18 protein-coding genes are annotated in these 18,073 nt (G+C 60.8%); 10 read left to right on the top strand and 8 right to left on the bottom strand.

Translation table 11 applies throughout. The features are described from left to right. Positions 1 to 76 precede the first annotated feature (76 nt). The 4 genes from XH83_RS36825 (at position 77) to argE (ending at position 3,994) form a co-directional block, all read left to right on the top strand. Positions 77 to 1,366, top strand: coding sequence for an NAD(P)/FAD-dependent oxidoreductase (locus tag XH83_RS36825; protein WP_128930144.1), 1,290 nt, complete (start codon positions 77 to 79; stop codon positions 1,364 to 1,366). A gap of 64 nt (positions 1,367 to 1,430) precedes the next feature. After that, on the top strand, positions 1,431 to 1,847 hold the full coding sequence (locus XH83_RS36820; protein WP_128930145.1) for a RidA family protein: 417 nt from the start codon (positions 1,431 to 1,433) through the stop codon (positions 1,845 to 1,847). Between the two features lie 4 nt (positions 1,848 to 1,851). Then, on the top strand, positions 1,852 to 2,526 hold the full coding sequence (locus XH83_RS36815) for a DUF1028 domain-containing protein (RefSeq protein ID WP_128929544.1): 675 nt from the start codon (positions 1,852 to 1,854) through the stop codon (positions 2,524 to 2,526). A gap of 304 nt (positions 2,527 to 2,830) precedes the next feature. Beyond that, the gene (gene argE / locus XH83_RS36810; protein WP_128955170.1) at positions 2,831 to 3,994 is read left to right on the top strand and encodes an acetylornithine deacetylase; all 1,164 of its coding nucleotides are present in this window, start codon (positions 2,831 to 2,833) and stop codon (positions 3,992 to 3,994) included. 459 nt (positions 3,995 to 4,453) lie between these two features. Here argE and XH83_RS36805 read toward each other — a convergent pair whose 3' ends face one another. The 7 genes from XH83_RS36805 to XH83_RS36775 form a co-directional block, all read right to left on the bottom strand. After that, complete coding sequence (locus XH83_RS36805) at positions 4,454 to 4,609, bottom strand: hypothetical protein (RefSeq protein ID WP_164934241.1); 156 nt, start codon at positions 4,607 to 4,609, stop codon at positions 4,454 to 4,456. Continuing rightward, positions 4,610 to 4,795 (bottom strand): hypothetical protein, encoded by a 186-nt coding sequence (locus XH83_RS40520; RefSeq protein ID WP_367401020.1) that lies wholly within the window; start codon positions 4,793 to 4,795, stop codon positions 4,610 to 4,612. It abuts the gene before it with no gap. Between the two features lie 75 nt (positions 4,796 to 4,870). After that, complete coding sequence (locus tag XH83_RS40515; RefSeq protein ID WP_128929546.1) at positions 4,871 to 5,110, bottom strand: SDR family NAD(P)-dependent oxidoreductase; 240 nt, start codon at positions 5,108 to 5,110, stop codon at positions 4,871 to 4,873. An 84-nt stretch (positions 5,111 to 5,194) separates the two neighbouring features. Beyond that, positions 5,195 to 6,199, bottom strand: a complete 1,005-nt coding sequence (locus XH83_RS36790; RefSeq protein WP_164934240.1) for an Ldh family oxidoreductase — start codon at positions 6,197 to 6,199, stop codon at positions 5,195 to 5,197. A gap of 31 nt (positions 6,200 to 6,230) precedes the next feature. Continuing rightward, positions 6,231 to 7,289: a ketopantoate reductase family protein gene (locus tag XH83_RS36785; RefSeq protein WP_164934239.1), complete on the bottom strand. Its 1,059-nt coding sequence runs from the start codon at positions 7,287 to 7,289 to the stop codon at positions 6,231 to 6,233. A gap of 35 nt (positions 7,290 to 7,324) precedes the next feature. Beyond that, positions 7,325 to 8,299, bottom strand: coding sequence for a flavin reductase (locus XH83_RS36780; protein WP_128929549.1), 975 nt, complete (start codon positions 8,297 to 8,299; stop codon positions 7,325 to 7,327). A 54-nt stretch (positions 8,300 to 8,353) separates the two neighbouring features. Next, positions 8,354 to 9,271, bottom strand: a complete 918-nt coding sequence (locus XH83_RS36775) for an SMP-30/gluconolactonase/LRE family protein (protein ID WP_128929550.1) — start codon at positions 9,269 to 9,271, stop codon at positions 8,354 to 8,356. 205 nt (positions 9,272 to 9,476) lie between these two features. On the opposite strand from XH83_RS36775, the gene XH83_RS36770 reads away from it, so the two are divergent. The 5 genes from XH83_RS36770 (at position 9,477) to XH83_RS36750 (ending at position 15,447) form a co-directional block, all read left to right on the top strand. Continuing rightward, the gene (locus XH83_RS36770; protein ID WP_128929551.1) at positions 9,477 to 10,775 is read left to right on the top strand and encodes an NtaA/DmoA family FMN-dependent monooxygenase; all 1,299 of its coding nucleotides are present in this window, start codon (positions 9,477 to 9,479) and stop codon (positions 10,773 to 10,775) included. Positions 10,776 to 10,868: 93 nt separating this feature from the next. Beyond that, the gene (locus tag XH83_RS36765; protein ID WP_164934238.1) at positions 10,869 to 11,855 is read left to right on the top strand and encodes a TRAP transporter substrate-binding protein; all 987 of its coding nucleotides are present in this window, start codon (positions 10,869 to 10,871) and stop codon (positions 11,853 to 11,855) included. Next, positions 11,852 to 13,720 (top strand): TRAP transporter large permease subunit, encoded by a 1,869-nt coding sequence (locus tag XH83_RS36760; RefSeq protein WP_128929553.1) that lies wholly within the window; start codon positions 11,852 to 11,854, stop codon positions 13,718 to 13,720. The genes XH83_RS36765 and XH83_RS36760 overlap by 4 nt, the downstream gene beginning before the upstream one ends. A 97-nt stretch (positions 13,721 to 13,817) precedes the next feature. Continuing rightward, on the top strand, positions 13,818 to 14,624 hold the full coding sequence (locus tag XH83_RS36755; RefSeq protein ID WP_164935742.1) for an amidohydrolase family protein: 807 nt from the start codon (positions 13,818 to 13,820) through the stop codon (positions 14,622 to 14,624). A gap of 115 nt (positions 14,625 to 14,739) precedes the next feature. Continuing rightward, on the top strand, positions 14,740 to 15,447 hold the full coding sequence (locus tag XH83_RS36750; RefSeq protein WP_128929555.1) for an RraA family protein: 708 nt from the start codon (positions 14,740 to 14,742) through the stop codon (positions 15,445 to 15,447). Positions 15,448 to 15,471: 24 nt separating this feature from the next. Here the strand turns inward: XH83_RS36750 and XH83_RS36745 are convergent, their stop codons facing one another. After that, positions 15,472 to 16,338 carry an IclR family transcriptional regulator gene (locus XH83_RS36745; RefSeq protein ID WP_128929556.1) on the bottom strand — a complete coding sequence of 289 codons (867 nt, stop codon included), beginning with the start codon at positions 16,336 to 16,338 and terminating at the stop codon, positions 15,472 to 15,474. A 655-nt stretch (positions 16,339 to 16,993) separates the two neighbouring features. Between XH83_RS36745 and XH83_RS36740 the strand changes: the two genes are divergently transcribed. Next, positions 16,994 to 17,452, top strand: a complete 459-nt coding sequence (locus XH83_RS36740; RefSeq protein ID WP_128929557.1) for a helix-turn-helix domain-containing protein — start codon at positions 16,994 to 16,996, stop codon at positions 17,450 to 17,452. The last annotated feature ends 621 nt before the right edge of the window (positions 17,453 to 18,073 follow it).

Below are 18,073 nucleotides of genomic sequence, written 5' to 3'. Positions count from 1 at the left end.
TCGCCTCCAAACTCTCGAACCGGATTTCCTCCATGTTCGACGCGATCACTCAATCGAATTAGAAATGGATACAGAGATGTCATTAGAAGTAGTAGATACGATCGTGATCGGAGCCGGTCAGGCAGGGCTGGCTATGAGTGAACATCTGACTTCGGCTGGTATTCCTCACGTCGTCTTGGAAAGGCACCGGATCGCGGAGAGATGGCGAACAGCCCGGTGGGACTCGCTGGTGGCTAATGGTCCCGCGTGGCATGACCGTTTCCCCGGCCTAACATTTCAGACGCACCCTGATGCGTTCCCGGGTAAGGAGGAGATCGCGGACTATTTCGTTGCCTACGCAAAGAAGATTGCCGCGCCGGTGCGCTGTGGGGTGGAGGTTACGGCCGTACAACGGAACGAGGGACGATTGGGCTTTCGAGTGGAAACCTCGCAAGGGACGTTGGAGGCAAATAACGTAGTTGCAGCGATCGGTCCATTCCAGATTCCGACAATACCTCAAGTAGTACCGCAGGACATTGGAGTCGTCCAAATTCACTCGAGCGACTACCGAAACCCGGAGCAGTTGCCTAGAGGGGCCGTGTTGGTTGTTGGCGCAGGATCTTCCGGAAGCCAGATCGCAGACGAACTTCTGCGCTCTGATCGGAAGGTCTATCTCTCCGTGGGCCCCCACGAACGCCCCCCGCGCTCCTACCGCGGCTACGACTTCTGCTGGTGGCTCGGCGTCTTGGGAAAGTGGGATAATGAAGCAAGAGTTCGCGGTACCGAGCACGTAACGATCTCCGTCAGTGGGGCCCGTGGGGGATACACGGTCGACTTCAGGAAGCTCGCCGCAGACGGAATGATGCTTGTTGGCTCAACTGAAGCGTTCGAGGCAGGCAACGTAACGTTTGCCAGTGATCTCGCGAAGAATGTCGCGATGGGTGACGCCTCGCTCTTCACTCTGTTGGATGAGGCCGATGAATACGTTAGGCGGAATGGACTTGCACTTCCGGAGGAGCCTGAAGCGCGCAGGTTACTCCCGGACCCGGACTGCCTAATGAATCCGCAGCGTGAGCTCAATCTAAAGACTGCCGGCGTGAATACGATCATCTGGGCGACGGGCTTTTCGTCGGACTACAGCTGGCTTAAGGTCAAGGCCTTCGACGAGGCCGGAAAACCCGAACACCAACGTGGGGTATCCTCGGAGCCGGGCGTCTACTTTGTGGGCTTGCCTTGGCAATCTAGGCGAGGGTCCGCTTTTATCTGGGGTGTCTGGCATGACGCTAAATATATTGCTGATCGTATCTCTACTCGGCGGCGTTACCTGGAACATCACGTCGTAAAATCGGAGAAAGTTGATCCACGAAAAGCGACGGGAGGCCCCTAAGTTTTTTGGCGAAACAGTTCACCAGTTGGGGTTGCGGGTGCTGACACGTAAGAAGGAGCAAGAAGTGGCTCATAGGCGGATTCGGAAATTCAATACGAAACACACTTATCCGGAGCAGAAGCTCGACAATGATCTATGTCAGGCAGTGGTGACTAGCGGCGGAAAAATTATTTGGCTACGGGGCCAGTGCCCCCAGAGCTTGAATGACGCCGTCAACATCGACAGCCATGATCCTGTCGAGCAGACGCATAAGGTGATGCAGAATATTAAGCAACTCATCGAAGAAAGTGGCGGTAAGATTGAACATTTGGTCAAGGTTGTCGTTTACCTTACCGACGTGCGGCATCGGGAGGCCGTTTATCGAACGATGGGTCAGTACATAAAGGGCGTGCATCCCGTGTCCACAGGACTTGTTGTCCAAGCGTTGGCGCGACCTGAGTGGCTTGTTGAAATCGACGCCACAGCGGTGATACCCGAGTGAGCGTATGACGTTTTCCCTAGTTGCTCGGTGCGACCAGACTGGAATGTTCGGCGTAGCGATTTCGTCTTCATCTCCGGCTGTCGCTTCAAGGTGTTCATTCGCGCGAGCTGGTGTCGGCGCGGTCGCTTCGCAGAACGTAACTGATCCCTCGCTAGGACCATTGGCCTTGGATGCGATGGAGAGCGGCATGTCCGCGTGGGAAGCCGTCGAAGAAGTGAAACAACGTAGTCGATTTATCGAGTATCGCCAGCTACTGGCAGTTGACCGCGACGGAAATGCCGCTGTTTATTCAGGGCCCAATTCACTAGGCATATGGGCTCAGACGAGCGGAGAAAATGTCGCGGCCGGCGGCAATCTCCTAGCAAATGACGGAGTACCGCACGCAATTGTCGATGCATTCATTGGTTCGTCAGGGCATCTTGGTGACCGCCTGATTGCGTCACTAAGAGCCGGGTTGGCCGCCGGCGGGGAGGCCGGTCCGTTACACTCAGCCGGCATGAAGCTTGTTGACCAAGTCAGTTGGCCAGTCGTGGACCTGCGCTGCGACTGGACACAAGAGTGTCCGATCGAACTGCTCGTTTCTGCCTGGAAGGTCTACAAACCCCAACTTAACGCCTACGTGAAGCGCGCGCTTGATCCACGAGCGGCTCCTTCGTTCGGCGTCCCGGGTGACGAATAGCGCTCCGACGAGCGCTCGCCATTGGCCGCACCGCTCCCTTGATCGTCTTCATGACGCGGTGCCAGAGCACAGAGTAGATTGAGCTATACGCTTCAAGTCAGCAGTCTACGCAAACCCGCGGATGTTGACAGAAGACCCCTGAATTGTGGGCATTGGCAAATGTCGGGCAGATTGGGGTTAATTTTGTATCGACCTTTCATAGCGGAGATCTGATGCTGTCTCGGACAACCATGATGACGCTGTAGTCTGGCGACGAGCGAACGCTACGAACCTCAGAAGAACTGGAAAACTGAGCAAAATACAGATGGACAGCATCGCCATTATTCAGAGGTTGGTTGCGTTTCCGACCGTCAGCCAGGAATCAAACCTCAATTTGATTGACTTTGTCGTTCAGCTGCTTCGCGAAAACGGCGTGACCTGCCGTCTTGTCTATTCGCAGGACGGGCGAAAAGCGAGTTTGCTGGCTACGATCGGACCCGATGATCGGCCAGGCGCAATTCTCTCAGGTCATACGGACGTCGTTACGGCCGATGATCAGAGCTGGACCAAACCGCCATTTAGCGCCACACGACAAGACGGTAAGCTGTATGGTCGTGGAACTGCAGACATGAAAGGCTTTGTGGGCTGTGCCATTTCCGCCGCGCTTAAGGCGTCGAAGACACGCTTAAATGCGCCTCTCTACCTGGCACTATCATATGATGAAGAGATTGGCTGTGTAGGAGTGCGAGGTCTGCTTGACTCGATGGTGAATGAGCTGCAACGGCAATCTTTCTGTATCGTTGGTGAGCCAACAAATATGAACGTTGCAATCGGACACAAAGGCAAGGTTGCGGCTCGCGTTACTTGCGTTGGCCGGGAATGCCATTCCGCATTGGCGCCTACCGGGATAAACGCGATCCATTTGGGTTGCGAATTTGTCGAAGCCATCCGCAGAGAGCAAGCTAAGTTGTGCGACGAGGGCGCGCGGGATGCGAGCTACGAAATTCCGTATACAACGCTTCACGTCGGCACGATTAAATCGGGGGGAATGCTCAATATTGTGCCGAGCCGATGCGAGTTAGAGTTCGAGATCAGGAATGTCGCAGCGGAGATACCTGAGGAGATATTGAGTAGGCTGCGAACTAGAGCGAGTGAAATCGCCAATGGCGCAAGGACCATCGCGTCCGAAGCCGCTATAAATATTGATGTAGTCAACAGTTATCCCGGGCTCAATATCGCCTGCGACGCCCCGGTCGTCCATCTTGTCAAGTCTCTCACCGGTGACGCCAACGTGGTGAAGGTGCCATTCGGAACGGAAGCCGGCCTGTTTTTGCAGAGACTGGGGGTTCCAACGATCGTTTGCGGACCGGGGTCGATGCAGCAGGGTCACAAGCCGGATGAGTTTATCGAAATTGACCAGATTGACCGCTGCGACAAGATGTTAGATAGATTGATTGACCGACTAGCAAGCGGCCATGGCTTCCCCTGAGCGAGGCGTTGCGGCCCGATGCGGCAGGAACTCGCGCAACGATGTGACTTGCGCCCAGACATAGAGTGAGCCCGGGAGACCGCGGCGGTGAGATCGCCGAACTACCCCGCTAGACCATCACCCACTTGGGTGGCGCGGGAACCGAGCTGCCTGCGGGGTTGGACCAGCCGCTCCCGCCCGGCTGGGGCGAGACATAGGCTTCTTGGCACCACCGACCATCAAATCAGCACTCGAAGACTGCGAAGCTCGGACTGCTCAAAATCCAGCTCGCGAAGGATTTCAGCCGGCGTCCGCTCGAGGATATCGCCTCGCGAATCGCTGACGCCTGACGCGCTCTGCTCTGAACTCGACCGGACGCAAGACTGCAAGCTCAAGTTCAAAGGCGGGAGAGCTGTTGGCCACCGCCAACGTCGATATGAATGCCGATCGCATAAGGGATCTCTCCGCGAACAGGGAGGGTCACGGCCCGGCCGATCTCTTCAGGCCCCAGCGCGCCATTGGAATGCCGCCGGTGGCGATCAAATCGTCATAACGATCCTTCGCCGCGGCTGTCATCTCGGTGCGAATGATGACGAAGCTGTTCGCCTCACGACTGGCTTCCGAGCCTATCACCATCTACGACGTCAGGCCGGGTGTCATTCCAACGCCCGCCTTGCTGATACAACAGTCGGCCCTGTTTTCGCCGATGATCTCTGCATTCGCCGAGCCGATGAAGATCACCGATCCCGGGCGCCTTTCGACGAGGCCCAGGCACCTCCTCGCAAAACACTGTGTGAGGAAAAAGCCGGCACGAAGGTTGATGTCCAGCGTCCGATCGTAGCTTTCCGGCTCAAGGTCGAGGATATCCCCGCGCTGCAGTGCTGCAGTGAGCTTACGCTAGCATTGTTGACCAGGCAGGTGGCTCGCCGAGCTCTCCCGCAATCCGGGCCAGCAACGCATCGTTTCCCGATCTCGGAAAACATCGTATCTATAATACCGGTCGGGAGCCGGAATTGGCTCCTGCTCCAGATCCTCGGGACTCACGTGGGCGACGGTGAAATTGGCCTTACCGAGCGCGTCGGCGATTGCACGACCGATTCCACGCCCTGCGCCCGTAACGACCGCCACGTCCCTCATCGGTCGCGTCCTCCCACCGGCGCCGCCAGCGCACGAGACGGCCACCACAAACCGCACCTCGGAGCTCACCTGCGAACGATTGAACTAAGCTGGAAGTACCGCTCCGCCTTCTCGACCGAGTTCGGCAAGTTGTTCGAAGAGATTGCGCTCGATCGCGATCCCGACCTGGTCCGCTTGCGCGCGCAGTTCTGCCGCGCGCTCGCCGGGAATGCGGCCATTTCCTCCGACCGCTGCGAGATAGCGCTGCGTCCAAGCCTGCATGTTCTGATCGAAAGCATCTTTGCCGATGAGCGCCGCCGGATCGAACACGAAGCCGAAGGCGCCGACGCCGCCCGGGGCGCCGCCTTCCGACAACAGGGGCCTTGCCCCGGTCAGCACTCCCGCAAGCACTTCCACGATCATCGCCAGCGCGAGTCCCTTGTGACCGGCGGCCGGTAGGATCGAGCCGGCGAGCGCCGCGGTCGGGTCGGTCGTCGGCCGGCCCTCCGCGTCGATCGCCCAGCCTTCCGGGATCGGCAGGCCATCGCGTAGGGCGACGTGGATCTTGCCGCGCGCGACATTGCTCATCGCGAAGTCGATCAGCAGCGGTGGTCCGTCCGGCCTCGGCGCTGCAAATGCAATGGGATTGTTACCGATTGCCGGCCGCGTTGCGCCCCCGGGAGCCATCACCGGCTGGGTCACCTGCGACAGGAAGCCGACCCTGCCGCTTTCGGCGACGTCGAGCAGATGCGAGCCGACTGCGCCAAGATGTCCGGCGTTGCGGATCAAAAAGGGGACGAACGGTCGGGTCGGGCCAAGCGCATCCATCGCCAGTGCCAACGCCTTGGGGCCAACGATTTGTCCAAGCCCAAGATCGGCGTCGATTACCAACACCGTGCCATGCCAGCCGCATTTGATATCCGGCCTCGGGTTCAAGCCGCGGCGCGCGAGCTGGCGCCAATACGAGGGCAGACGCGCGATGCCATGGGTCCGTACGCCCGTGATGTCGGCGAGCAGCAGACGACGGGCTGCCAGCCTCGCGTCATCTTCGCCGAGTCCGGCCCGCGCGAAGATGGTTGCGACCCACGCTTCGAGCGGCGGCAGCAGCATGTTGATCGTCTCCATCGCCCGGCTTTCTATCTCAAATCTCGAACAGCAGCTCCGGGCGCGGGGTAACCTCGCCGCGTTCGACCTTGCGGACGATATCGACGATCCGCTCATGCGCCGGCGCTGCGCAGCCGGCCTCCTTCGCCTTGCGGACGATGAAGCCGTTGATCTCACCGATCTCGGTGCGCCGCCCCTTCTGGATATCCTGTGCCATCGAGGGACGCTGCAAATTGCTGCGCGCCTGCGAACCGGTTCCCTTCTGCATGTGCCGCTCGACCTCGGCCAGCGCCGTGGCGTCGCCTTCGGATGCCGAGCGTAGCAGGTTCGGCTCGATGCCCGTGATGTGCTCGAGGTCGAGGCCGAGCGACTGGCCGGTCCGGATCGCTTCGCCGCCGAGGCGGATGACGAGGCGGCGGATCACGGGATGGGCGTCGCGTTCGTTTCCGCTCATGCCGGTCGCGGCGCTGACGCCGTTGCGCATGCCGTTGACGCAGAGCTTCGACCAGCGCACGCCCCACAGATTGGTAGTGACGCCAGAGCCGTCGATCGGGGTAAACAGGGCGTGCAGCTCCTTCACGCGCGGCGTCACGCGCCCATGGACCTCACCGACGAGAATCGATTTGGTCTCGAAGTCGCGCGGCATGGTGCGACGGACGCAGCCCGGTTCATAGAGATCGACGGCGAAATTATTGCCGACGATGCAGCCGACCGTGCGTCCCCATCCGACGACGCCGGCGATGATCTCCTCGTTGATCGAATTCTGCGCCGAGACGACGTAGCCCTGCGGCGAGAGATACGGCCTGATGAGGGTCGTGCACCATTCGGTATCGTAGGATTTGCTGGAGATGATCGCGATATCGATCGGCCGCTGCCTCGAAAGGCTCTGCACCTCGGTGAGGTGCATCGTCGGGACCGAAACGATGCAGGTTTCCTCATCCCTCATGCCGGACAGATGCAGCCCGCGTTGGCGGATCGTCTCGATGTGCTCGGGCCAGGGATCGATCAGCGTGACGTCGTTGCCGGTGCGCGCCAAATGGCCGCCGAGATAGCTGCCGACAGCGCCGGCGCCGACGATTGCGATACGTTTCTTCATTACCATTGTTCCTTCGTCGTCGGCCTTGGTTCTTACTATGCCGTCGGTGCGCGGCGAACGAGCTTGTCGAGAACGTGCCGGCAACTCGCGATCTCGCCGGGCGAAATGCCGGACAGTTCCTTTGCCTCGATTGCGCGGGCGCGCGCGTGTAGTGCGTGGTTGCGGTCGCGTCCCATGGCCGTGAGTGTCAAGCCGCCGCTAGCGTCGGCCTCGACGAGGCCCATGCGCACTAGCTCGTTCACGGTGCTCTCCGCGGCGTTGAGCCCGAGAAACAATTCAGGCAGCAAGCTCGCGAGCGTGCGTCCCGGCAACGTTTCGATCGCGGCCATCAACCGGCTCTGCAGGACGCTGAGACCTTCGGCATGGCGACCCTCGTCGAGCGCTGCCGAGAGCACGCCATGGGCACGATACATCAGCGCCGTCATGAACTCATTCATCGGGCCGCCGGCGTGCGCCTGTCCGGTCGCCTTCGACAGGTCGGTGGGATCGGCGAAGTCGGCGGCCATGCAATAGCGTCCTTGCGCAAACAGTAGCGGGCCGCGGTCGTGGCGCACGAAGCGTTCGACTTCACCCAGCATGATCAGATGATCGCCGCCGGGATATTCGGCCGCCTTGCGGCATTCGAAGCTGCACAGCGTTCCCTCGAGCAGCGGTGCGCCGCCGATGCCGCGCTTCCAGGAGACGCCCCCGAACTTGTCGCCGCCCGAGCGGCCAAAATGATTTGAGAGAGCGATCTGGTCGCTGGATAGAATGTTTACGGCGAAATGCGTGGCGACCTTGAAGGTCGGGAAGCTCTGGCTCGTTCGCTTGGCCGACCACAGCACGAGCGGTGGATCGAGCGAGACCGAGGAGAACGAGTTCGCCGTCATTCCGACGAGCTCGTCACCGTGAGCGGCGGTGACGACGGTCACGCCGGTCCCGAATTGGCCGAGGCAGCGCCGAAACGCGGCCGGATCTGCCTTGGGATCGCCGCTGTCGACGGCCGCGATGGTCGGGGAGAACTGCTGCATGGCGTGCACTCGGCCTTCTGGTCAGTCGCTCGGAGGTTGCTGCGAATATCCTGATCACGCAGCGTGGGAGTACATCGGCCGTCCCGCCACCGGCATTTCCGCTGCGAGGATCGTACCGCTCTTCGATTCCGTGATGAAGAGTGTCCGCCGATCCGGACCGCCATAGGCGCAATTGGTGGTGAGAAGTCCCTTCGGAGACTTGATGCGCAGCATCGGTTCTCCGAGCGCGCTGAACAGCCAGGTGGCGCCGAGGCCGACGTGACAGATCGCGATATTGTCGTCCTCGTCGATCGCAAGGCCATCGGGGCCGCCACCTCCGGAAAGCTGGATGAAGGTGCCAACCTTGCTTGCGGTGCCGTCGCGCATCAGCGGCACCCGCCAGATCGCATTGGCGCGCGTCACCGCCAGAAACAGCATCGTCTCGGCCTTGTTGAGCACGAGGCCATTCGGGCTCGGAATCCGGTCGAGCACGCAATCGAGCTGGCCACTGGGTCGCAATCGATAGAGGCGGCCGCTCGGATCATGCAATCCGGTCTGCCCCTGATCGGTGAAGTACATGTCGCCGTTCGAGGCGAACACGAGATCATTGACGCCCTTGAATCGCTGCAACAGCGAGCGCTCCAGGAAGGGCTCGACGCGACCCGTGGCCGGGTCGAACACCATGATGCCCTGCTTGTGGTCGGTGATGAAGCCGCGCCCGTCCCTGTGAAACTTCAGGCCGTTCGGCTCACCGTCGTACTCCGCGCCAACACTGACCTCACCGTTCGGCGTGATGCGCAACAGGCGGCCCCAAGGAATGTCGACGACCCAGAGATCGTCATTGCGGTCAAAGGATGGGCCTTCGAGAAAGGTCGGCGTCGGTGCGCCGTGAAACTGCACCTCAGCCCATTCCGAGCGCTGGCCGCTCTTGAACAGATGCTCGGGGATTGCAGTGAAGACGCGCGCCTCCACGCTTGGCGGTGCTGCATACATCGTCGAGTTCTCCCGTGCGCGGAGTTAATCCGCGTCTCGTTAAGCCGCGCATTCCGTGACGACACGTGAGCGCAACCGGCTTGACAGCCGTGGTGATTGGCTATCTATTCTTATATAAGGATAACGTTCCGAAATGAGAACGCAAGGAAAAACCGGGGCGTCGCGCCAGCGCGATGCGGCTCGGCTTTTCGGAGGGAGCGACTTCATGCGTGGCGGCATGCACTTGATCGGGTTTCTGATCAACTCGCCTATCAATCACACGATCCTGAGCTGGTCGGATCCCGCCGATCAGCGTCTCGAGGCGATGGGAAGCCTGAAGCGCTGGCAGAGGCTTGCGCAGACCTATGAGCGCGGCCTGTTCGATGGGCTGTTCTTCGCGGATACGCCGGGTGTGTTCGACCGCTACAAGGAGCGTTCCGACGAGGCGGTGCGCTACGGCGTGTGCTGGCCGCCGCACGATCCGGTCGTTCTGCTGAGTGCACTCGCCGCCGCCACCGATCGGCTCGGCCTTGCGGTGACGCTCTCCATTTCGGCCAATCATCCCTATCAGGCGGTCCGCTCGCTCTCGACGCTCGACTATATGAGCGGCGGTCGGGTCGGCTGGAACATCGTCACTGGCCATCTGCGCGGCGAGTACCGTGCACTCGGTCTCAATCAACTCGATCACGACCAGCGCTACGATCGCGCCGATGAATATATGGAAGTCTGTCGTGCGCTCTGGAGCGGGGTGCGCGAGGGCGCGGTCCAGGCCGACAGGACGACAGGCGTCTATGCTGATCCGGCCAAGGTGGACATCATCAATCACGAGGGCGAGTATTTCCGCTGCCATACGGTGCCGCCGGCTTTGCCGTCGCGGCAGGGCCATCCGGTGCTGTTCCAGGCCGGATCCTCCGGCCGCGGCCAGCGCTTCGCGCAGAAGCACGCCGACGTGGTGTTCTCCATTCAACCGCATCTGGGCGGCATGAAAACCTTCATGCAGGAGCTCGGCGCAGCATCGGGGAGCGCGGCCGCGCCCAAGGTGACGTTCGGCGTGCAGCCGATTCTCGGAAGCTCCGAGGCGGAGGCGAGGCGCCGGCTCGACGAATTCGCCGCGCGCATTCCGCTTGAGGCCGCGCTGAGCCGCTTGTCCGGTTCGCTCGGGGTGGATTTCAGCCAAGTCGAGCTCGATCTGCCGCTCGAGGAGCAGAAGACGCAGGCATCGCAGGGTCTGATGAAGGCCATGTCGGCCTCGTTCGAGAATCGCCGCTTCACGCTGCGCGAGGCGGCGGTACGCTGGGGCCTTGCGGTCGGCATGCCGCAACTGATCGGAACACCGGAGCAGGTTGCCGATCAGCTCGAGACGATCTGGCGGGAGACCGGGTGCCACGGTTTCAATATCACGCCGACGACCACGCCCTCCAGCGTCGAGGAATTCGTTGACCAGGTGATCCCAATTCTGCAGAAACGAGGTGTGTTCCGCACCGCATATGAGGGCGAGACGTTCCGCGAAAATTTGCTGAACTGAACGGCAACGGCCACGCGAGTTGGCCGCGTTCCAACGAGTATCGTTACGAGCAGGGAGGAGATCGTGACAATGAATCACACTCGGAGAGCGTTCGTGAAGACGACGCTGCTCGCGGGCATCGGCGCGCCGGCCCTTGGTCTTTTCGCGCCGAACATCGCGCGGGGGCAGGGGGCGGTCACCCTGAAATTCGCTCATCCCGACAGCAACCTCCATCCCAACCACAAGATGGCGGAAGCCTTTGCGGGCCGGGTAGGCGAACGCACCAATGGCGCTGTCAAGATCGATATCTTCGCCGGCGGACAGCTTGGCTCCAGTGTCAGCATCGCGACCGGCGTTGCGACCGGGACGGTCGATCTCGTGTACCACACCGCGGGATTCCTCTCCTCCATCTTCCCAATGATGCAGGTGCTCGATCTGCCGTTCCTGTTCCGCGACGCGCGCAGCGGCGAAAGGGTGACCGATGGCGAGATCGGCCAGATGATCTTCGCCAGCCTCGCGCCGAAGAATGTCTATGGCCTGGCCTGGAGCACCAATGGCTGGCGGGTGGTGGAGACCACCAGAAAGGTCGTGCGAGCTCCCGACGACCTTTCCGGGATGAAGTTCAGGATCCAGCAAAGCCCGGTCTTCGTCGCGATGGCCAAGGCATTCAACGCCCAGCCCGTGTCGCTCGACGTTTCCGAGATGTATCTGGCGCTGACGCAGAACACGATCGACGGCTACGAATTCCCGCTGCTCTCCGTCGTCGCGACCAAGCTGCACGAGGTGACGAAATTCGTTTCCGAAACCAATCACACCTACAACGCGATGGCGCTGCTCGGCTCGAAGTTCAAGCTCGACAAGCTCGATCCGACGCACCTGAAGGTCCTGCGTGAGGAAGCGCTGCGGTTCGGCAACGACACCCGCAAGTCGATCGTCGAGGCCTCCGCCGCGGCCAAGAAAACCTGCCAAGATGCCGGCATCCAGTTCAACCCCGTCGACTACGCGCCGTTCAGGCAAAAGGTCGAGCCCGTGTTCGCTCAGTTCCGCACGTCGATGGGCGAGCAGCTCATCGACAAACTGCTGAAAGCCGCCGAGGGATGACCGAGCAGGTCTGTGATGTTCCGGCTTCAGGGCACAGCCACGCTCTGTCGCGCTTTGGTCTCGGTGCCATCGCCGAGATCATGGTGGCGATCGCGCTGGCGTTGCAGCTGGCCATCACGCTGCTCTCCGTGCTGATTCGCGAGGTGACGCCGTTCTCCATCCTGTCGGTGGACGAAACCGCAAAATTGTCGCTGAGCGTGATTGCCTTCATGGGCGGCGCCATCGCCTATCGGCGCGCCGAACATGCCTCGATCGAGGTCATCACAAAGCGTTTGACCCCGCACTGGCGACAGGTCCTGGGCTGCGTGGTCGACCTTGGGGTGCTGGTGACGGCGATATCCATCCTCCGGGGCAGCGCCTCGCTGTTCATGGTCCGTCTCGACGAGCATCTGCCGATCACGGGTTGGCCGACCGCCACCCTGGTCGTGCCGCTCGGGCTCGGGCTGCTGCTGATCGCCCTGACCGCCGCCGAGCGGCTCTTGGCAAAGCGCGGGCGACCGCTCCTGGTCGCGCTTGCCGCCGCTACCGTGCTTGCCGGCTGCCTGTTCGCCGATGCCAGCCTCTTCACACAGACTTTCAGCTCGCGATATTCGCTGGTGGCGCTCTTGATCGTGCTGTTCGCCATGATCGGCATCGGCATGCCGATCGGCTTCGCACTGATGGCGGGCTCGCTGATCTACCTCCTGGCCAACGACATTCCACTGGTCGCGATCGCGCAGAGCATGATCGACGCCAACAGCAACTTCATCCTGCTGGCGTTACCGTTCTTCATCCTCGCCGGCGGTATCATGGATCAGGGCGGAATCAGCGTGCGCTTCGTGCGCTTTGCGATGTCGCTGGTCGGCCATTTCCGTGGCGGTCTGCTCCAGGTGGTGGTGATCACGACCTATCTCGTGTCGGGTATCTCCGGATCGAAAGCGGCCGACGTGGTCGCCGTAGGATCCGTCATGCGGCGAGAGCTTGAAAGAACGGGCTACAAGCCCCAGGAATCCGCCGCGGCGCTGGCGGCATCGGCCGCAATGTCCGAGACGATCCCGCCGAGCATCGCGATGCTGATCCTCGGAACGGTGACACCGGTTTCGATCGGCACGCTGTTCGTCGCCGGTCTGATACCCGCGGCAGTGATTGCCGTGATGCTCATGCTGCTGATCTATGTTTCCGCCCGCAACAGCGGTTTGTCCGCCAATCCCAAAGCGACCGCCGGAGAGCGAGCCAGGGCCGGCACGGACGCGTTGCTGCCGCTCGGCATGCCGGTCATCATGATCCTCGGCATCAAGTTCGGCTTCGCCACACCGACCGAAGTGTCCTCGATCGCCGTGCTGTATGGGCTTGTCCTCGCATCCGTGTTCTATCGCGCGCTCACGCTCAGGGCATGCGCCAGAATCCTGATTGAAGCCGGACGGCTGACAGGGATGGTTCTGTTCATCGTCGCGGCCGCGGGCGCATTCGGCTGGGTGTTGACCGCCGCCGGGCTGAACGCGCATCTGAGCCAGGTCGTCGCGCTGCTCGGCAACAGCAAGTTGCTGTTTCTCCTGGGTTCGATCGCCCTGATCATCATCGTCGGGGCCTTGCTGGAGGGGTTGCCGGCGATCATCATCCTCGCACCCGTCCTGATGCCGATCGCCAATCAACTCGGCATCGATTCCATTCATTATGCGATGGTAATCATCCTGTCGATCGGCGTAGGCGTCTTCATGCCGCCTGTCGGCATCGGCTTCTATATCGCTTGCGCTGTCGTACGCGCGGACATCGACCAGGCGTCGCGATCGATGGTGCCGTACCTCGTTGTGCTCTGTCTCGGCGTGCTGCTCATCGCCTATGTCCCCTGGTTTACGCACGCGCTGCCAAATCTGATCGGGAAGTGAGGCTCCGGACCGTCTGCCGCGGTCGAAGGTCTCGACGATGTCGTGCCAAGAAGAAAGAAGAACGGTGACCCGGAGTTCTCAAGCAAGTTTCAAGACCATGCCGGGACGGACCGATACCCATTTCCATGTCTTCGGCCCGGAGGCCCGATATCCCTATCGGACCGAGCTGACCTACGCGCCGCCTGCTGCAACACCCGCAGCCTATATGGCGTTGGCCGAGCGGCTTGGCATCGATCGTGCCGTCATCGTCCAGGCCAGCGTCTATGGATCGGATAACAGCCGGCAGCTCGATGCGATGCGCGAAATCGCAGGCGTGGAAACACGTGCAGTTGTCGTCGTCGATCCCGATGTCTCGGACGAAGAACTCGACGAGCTACACCACAAGGGCGCGAGAGGCGTGAGGTTCATTGCGACCCGGCCAGGCAGCTTGCCGCTCGCACAGCTGGAGCGAATTGCATCCCGGATTCGGCGATGGGGCTGGCATGTCGCGCTGATGCTCGACGGTCGCTCCATCGTCGCGCTTGAGGACCGGCTGCAAAAATTGCCGTGCCCCTTCGTGATCGATCACCTGGCCGATCCCGACGCCCAAAAGGGAACGGAACAACCTGCTTTTCAGGCTCTCCTTCGGCTGCTCCGATCGGGCAATTGCTGGACGAAGATTTCGGCGCCGTATCACATGAATACCGCTGCACCGGCTTATGACGAGCTCGAGCCGCTCGTCGAAGCCTTATTGGCTGAGGCACCGGATCGTCTGCTGTGGGCGACCGACTGGCCGCATGCCGCAACGCATGGACCGACCCCTGACGCGACAGATCTCCTTTCGGCGCTTTATTCGTGGTGCGACGAAACCGTCCTGACCAAGATCATGGTTCGAAATCCGGCGGCTCTGTACGGATTTGGCTGATGCAATGCTCGATCATGACCGTTGGCAGATGCGGCTCGTGTGAGCACCCGAGGATGCGGCTCCGGGCAACTTGAAAACCCTTCGTACGTGAAGAACGCTTACAGAAAGAGGAAACATGCAGTCCGTCATCTACAAGCGCATTCCGCAATGCCCGGCAGACCTCCTGGCCGAGGTCGCAAAATATCCGGTCTCCGATTTGCACGAGGCACTCGGCCCGGTCGAGGGGCGCATGCAGCTCATGAGCTCGCGCATGCGGCCGATCGCGCCAGGCCAGCGGATCGCGGGCCAAGCCGTCACGTCGTATAATTTCCCTGGCGACAACCTCATGATCCATGCCGCCCTCAACGTCGCGCAGCGAGGCCAGGTGCTCGTCCTCGTCAACGGCGGTGGCGCGCACGGCTCGTTGTGGGGCGACGTGGCCGCGACCTTCGCCAAGCAGAAGGGGATTGCGGGCATCATTGTCGATGGTCCGGCCCGGGATGTCGCTGCGCTGCGTGAGCTCGGCTCGCTGACCTGGTCGACGTCGATCTCCTCCAGTCATCCCGAAAAGCGCGGCCCCGGCGCGGTGAACGTGCCGATCGTTTGCGACGGCGTACGTGTGGATCCCGGTGACGTGATCGTCGCCGATGATGACGGGGCGCTCGCGATTCCGCTGCGCTCGCTCGAGCGTGCGGTGAAGGGCGCACGGGAGCGCAATCGGAAGGAGATCGAGCTGCGCGACCGTCTGAAGACCGGCTCGTCGTTGTTCGAGCTGCTGCAGATGGACAAGAACGTGCAGGCCGCCGGCGCTGAAATCAGGGATACTCTCTGGATTGACGGCTGACCGGACGGCGTCCCTGGCGCGAGGTCATTTCTTGCGCCGCTTGCCGGTGTCGGCCCGCTCGGCAGAATCTTCTGCCGGCGGATATGGGCCGCGATAGCCGAGGATCTGCGAGATCTGTTCGGCGGCCTTGAAGGTCAGCCGCTCGATGTGCTCGCGCGCAAGCAGCAGGCGCGCGGTAGGGCCGGCGATCGTCACCGAGCAGCTGACGAGGCCGGCCTCGTCAAAACAGGGGCTCGCGATGCCGGTGGCGCCATCAATTATACCATTAGCGTCGACAACGACGCCGCGGTGACGGATTTCGGGGAACATGGCGACGAGTTCCTCTTTCGAGGATGTGTCGTCCGTGAACTTTACAAACTTGGTCTGGGTCAGATACGCCGTCTGAACATTCTCTGGTAGGAATGCCAGCATCGCCTTTCCTGCGGCCGTACAATACAGCGGCCGCCGGTTGCCGATGCGGACCGCAAAGCGCAGCGGCTTTTCCGATTCGATGACATCGACGTAAGATATCTCGTGGCCCTCCTCGGAGAGGACACCGAGCAGGATCGTCTCCTCGGTCTCTCGTGCGAGCCGCTCCAGGACGGGACGCGCACATTTCGGGAACGATCGAGCCTGAGCCAGGCTCGCGCCAAGCTTGATCGCTTGATCGCCGAGAATGTAGTGGCCGTTGTCGCTGCGAGCATATCCCCCGCCTTCGAGCGCGCGCATGAGGCTGAAGACGCTCGTTTTCGGCAGTTTTAGGCGGTCACTGAGCTTTGCCAGCGTAAGACCTTCCGGTTCGGCCGCTAACGCCTGCAGGATATCCATCACCCGAAGCGCCGAACGAGGGCCGCTGAAGGCCCGTTCGGTTGTCCTCGCGTTGTTGGACATTTGTTCGTCGTGGCGTTTCATCGGTTGATCTTACTTTCATTATTCCTGTCATTCGATTAGCCAGAGCGCAAGCAGCCCAAGCGAGCATCAGTTGAGGGTCCAGATAGACCGTTCTAACAGCTATAGGTTATACTCCACGCAGCCGACCGCGACGCGGCTGGCCGTTGTCTACCCATGTCATCGCCAATGGGGCGGATTGGGCTCAGGTGCTGAAAGAATATGAAGATCTCCCCAGCCATGCCTCGCTAGGTCCGTTTAATCGGCGTGGAACGAGAAGCGCACGAGCGCAAGCTCCGACTGCACGACCCTCGGATGCGTATCGAGGGTCAGAGCCGAGCCACATTGCGGATGAAGCCGTCGGTCCTGTTAGGATGTGAGAGCAGGGCCGGGGGGCTGAACGGAAAAAGATCAGTCTTGATAAAACAGCCTTCCCCCTATGCGTAGGCTCTGCCCAGAATTACTTCTGGACTTCACCGGGCGGTTGCCCGGTCCTGGGCCAGTTCCGCAGCATTCCATGCTTATCCGGGGCGGCCCCGAAAGTCTCACCTTGCATTGAGCTACTTGACCCCGGGGAGGGGACCCCAGCCAACCGGAACTTCAGTATTTTCGTTTATTTCACTTGTTGCGTTTATTTCGAATATAGCCTACATACAATGCCGTACCGAGGAGAACAACGATTACGATGCCAGCCTACGCCGAAGAGCTGGGAGGTACTCGCCTGCCTTCCGCGAGCGAGAAGGCGGCAGCCAACCAGCTTCGTCAAATACTCGCGTCGCATGCGACTGGGGATGCCAAGCTACGCGTGCTCGACGATGCTCAAAAGGCTGCTGAGATAACCTTGTCGCCGGCCCTGTCGAGCCTCTTAATGGAATTGCTTCGGCACATCGGCCGCGGCGATGCGGTGACCCTTGTGCCTGTGCATGAGATGTTGACCACACAGCAAGCTGCCGACATCCTAAATGTCTCACGTCCGTTTCTGGTTTCTCTGCTAGAGAAGAACGAAATTCAGCACGTGACAGTGGGGCGTCATCGCAGGATTAGGGCAGAGGATCTATTCGCCTATAAGCGCACGCGTGATGAGAAGCGAGGCAACGCGCTTGCGAATCTCGCCGAGCTGGACGCGGAGCATCTGTAAGCTTGTTTGCGAATCGTTTCACCGCATTCGTCGATGCGTGCTCCCTTGCGAGTGCCCTCAAAAATAGACTGGCCTCAGGCAGCACAATTTTGATGCAGCTCTGATTTCGGATATTCCAAAATGAAGGTTGTGCAAATCAACGAAAGCTGACTGAGATCAATCGCCTGCGTGTAAAACGACCCGCTGGCTGTCTCCTGCACTCGCGCCACTCTCGGTCTCTGCGCCGAACTAGCGCTATCAAAGGCAGTATTCCCGCGACTGGACCACCGATAGATCATCGCTTCCAACTGCCCGCGAAGGTCAATCGAATGCTCTGCGTATTCAGCCCGACTGTGATCGCACCATCGGCTCTGCAGCGTGCGCGTCCGATACCTCGCCTGCTGAGGGCCCACCAGCCTCTGCTTTAGGGCGGGGAGTGTTGCGCTCCGTCTCCACGGCCTGGTTGCAAAGCAGGACGCGTGTCTGCAGACCGGAAACCTCAAACCAAGGCATCTTCTATGGAATTGGAAGCACGGTGATTCTGATTTTCGTGGTGAGTCCGGGAGAATGCCGTTCGTCAGCTGATCGTCAGCCAAGCCGTCTATCTAATTAGGCTTCACGTTCTCGCCTGGATCGGAGTTA

Origin of the sequence: Bradyrhizobium sp. CCBAU 53351, from assembly GCF_015291745.1 — a bacterium.
Lineage (GTDB): Bacteria > Pseudomonadota > Alphaproteobacteria > Rhizobiales > Xanthobacteraceae > Bradyrhizobium.
The sequence above is the reverse complement of the archived record's forward strand: the minus strand, read 5'-3'. Positions and strand labels throughout refer to the sequence as shown.

What these genes read in the sequence shown, in the direction of transcription:
- XH83_RS36785 (WP_164934239.1), bottom strand. Translation starts at nt 7,289, where the DNA reads ATGAAGAAACGTATCGCAATCGTCGGCGCCGGCGCTGTCGGCAGCTAT.
- XH83_RS36770 (WP_128929551.1), top strand. Translation starts at nt 9,477, where the DNA reads ATGCGTGGCGGCATGCACTTGATCGGGTTTCTGATCAACTCGCCTATC.
- XH83_RS36745 (WP_128929556.1), bottom strand. Translation starts at nt 16,338, where the DNA reads ATGAAACGCCACGACGAACAAATGTCCAACAACGCGAGGACAACCGAA.
- XH83_RS36805 (WP_164934241.1), bottom strand. Translation starts at nt 4,609, where the DNA reads ATGGTGATAGGCTCGGAAGCCAGTCGTGAGGCGAACAGCTTCGTCATC.
- XH83_RS36780 (WP_128929549.1), bottom strand. Translation starts at nt 8,299, where the DNA reads ATGCAGCAGTTCTCCCCGACCATCGCGGCCGTCGACAGCGGCGATCCC.
- XH83_RS36790 (WP_164934240.1), bottom strand. Translation starts at nt 6,199, where the DNA reads ATGCTGCTGCCGCCGCTCGAAGCGTGGGTCGCAACCATCTTCGCGCGG.
- XH83_RS36750 (WP_128929555.1), top strand. Translation starts at nt 14,740, where the DNA reads ATGCAGTCCGTCATCTACAAGCGCATTCCGCAATGCCCGGCAGACCTC.
- XH83_RS36815 (WP_128929544.1), top strand. Translation starts at nt 1,852, where the DNA reads ATGACGTTTTCCCTAGTTGCTCGGTGCGACCAGACTGGAATGTTCGGC.
- XH83_RS40515 (WP_128929546.1), bottom strand. Translation starts at nt 5,110, where the DNA reads ATGAGGGACGTGGCGGTCGTTACGGGCGCAGGGCGTGGAATCGGTCGT.
- XH83_RS36825 (WP_128930144.1), top strand. Translation starts at nt 77, where the DNA reads ATGTCATTAGAAGTAGTAGATACGATCGTGATCGGAGCCGGTCAGGCA.
- XH83_RS36760 (WP_128929553.1), top strand. Translation starts at nt 11,852, where the DNA reads ATGACCGAGCAGGTCTGTGATGTTCCGGCTTCAGGGCACAGCCACGCT.
- XH83_RS36755 (WP_164935742.1), top strand. Translation starts at nt 13,818, where the DNA reads ATGCCGGGACGGACCGATACCCATTTCCATGTCTTCGGCCCGGAGGCC.
- XH83_RS36775 (WP_128929550.1), bottom strand. Translation starts at nt 9,271, where the DNA reads ATGTATGCAGCACCGCCAAGCGTGGAGGCGCGCGTCTTCACTGCAATC.
- argE (WP_128955170.1), top strand. Translation starts at nt 2,831, where the DNA reads ATGGACAGCATCGCCATTATTCAGAGGTTGGTTGCGTTTCCGACCGTC.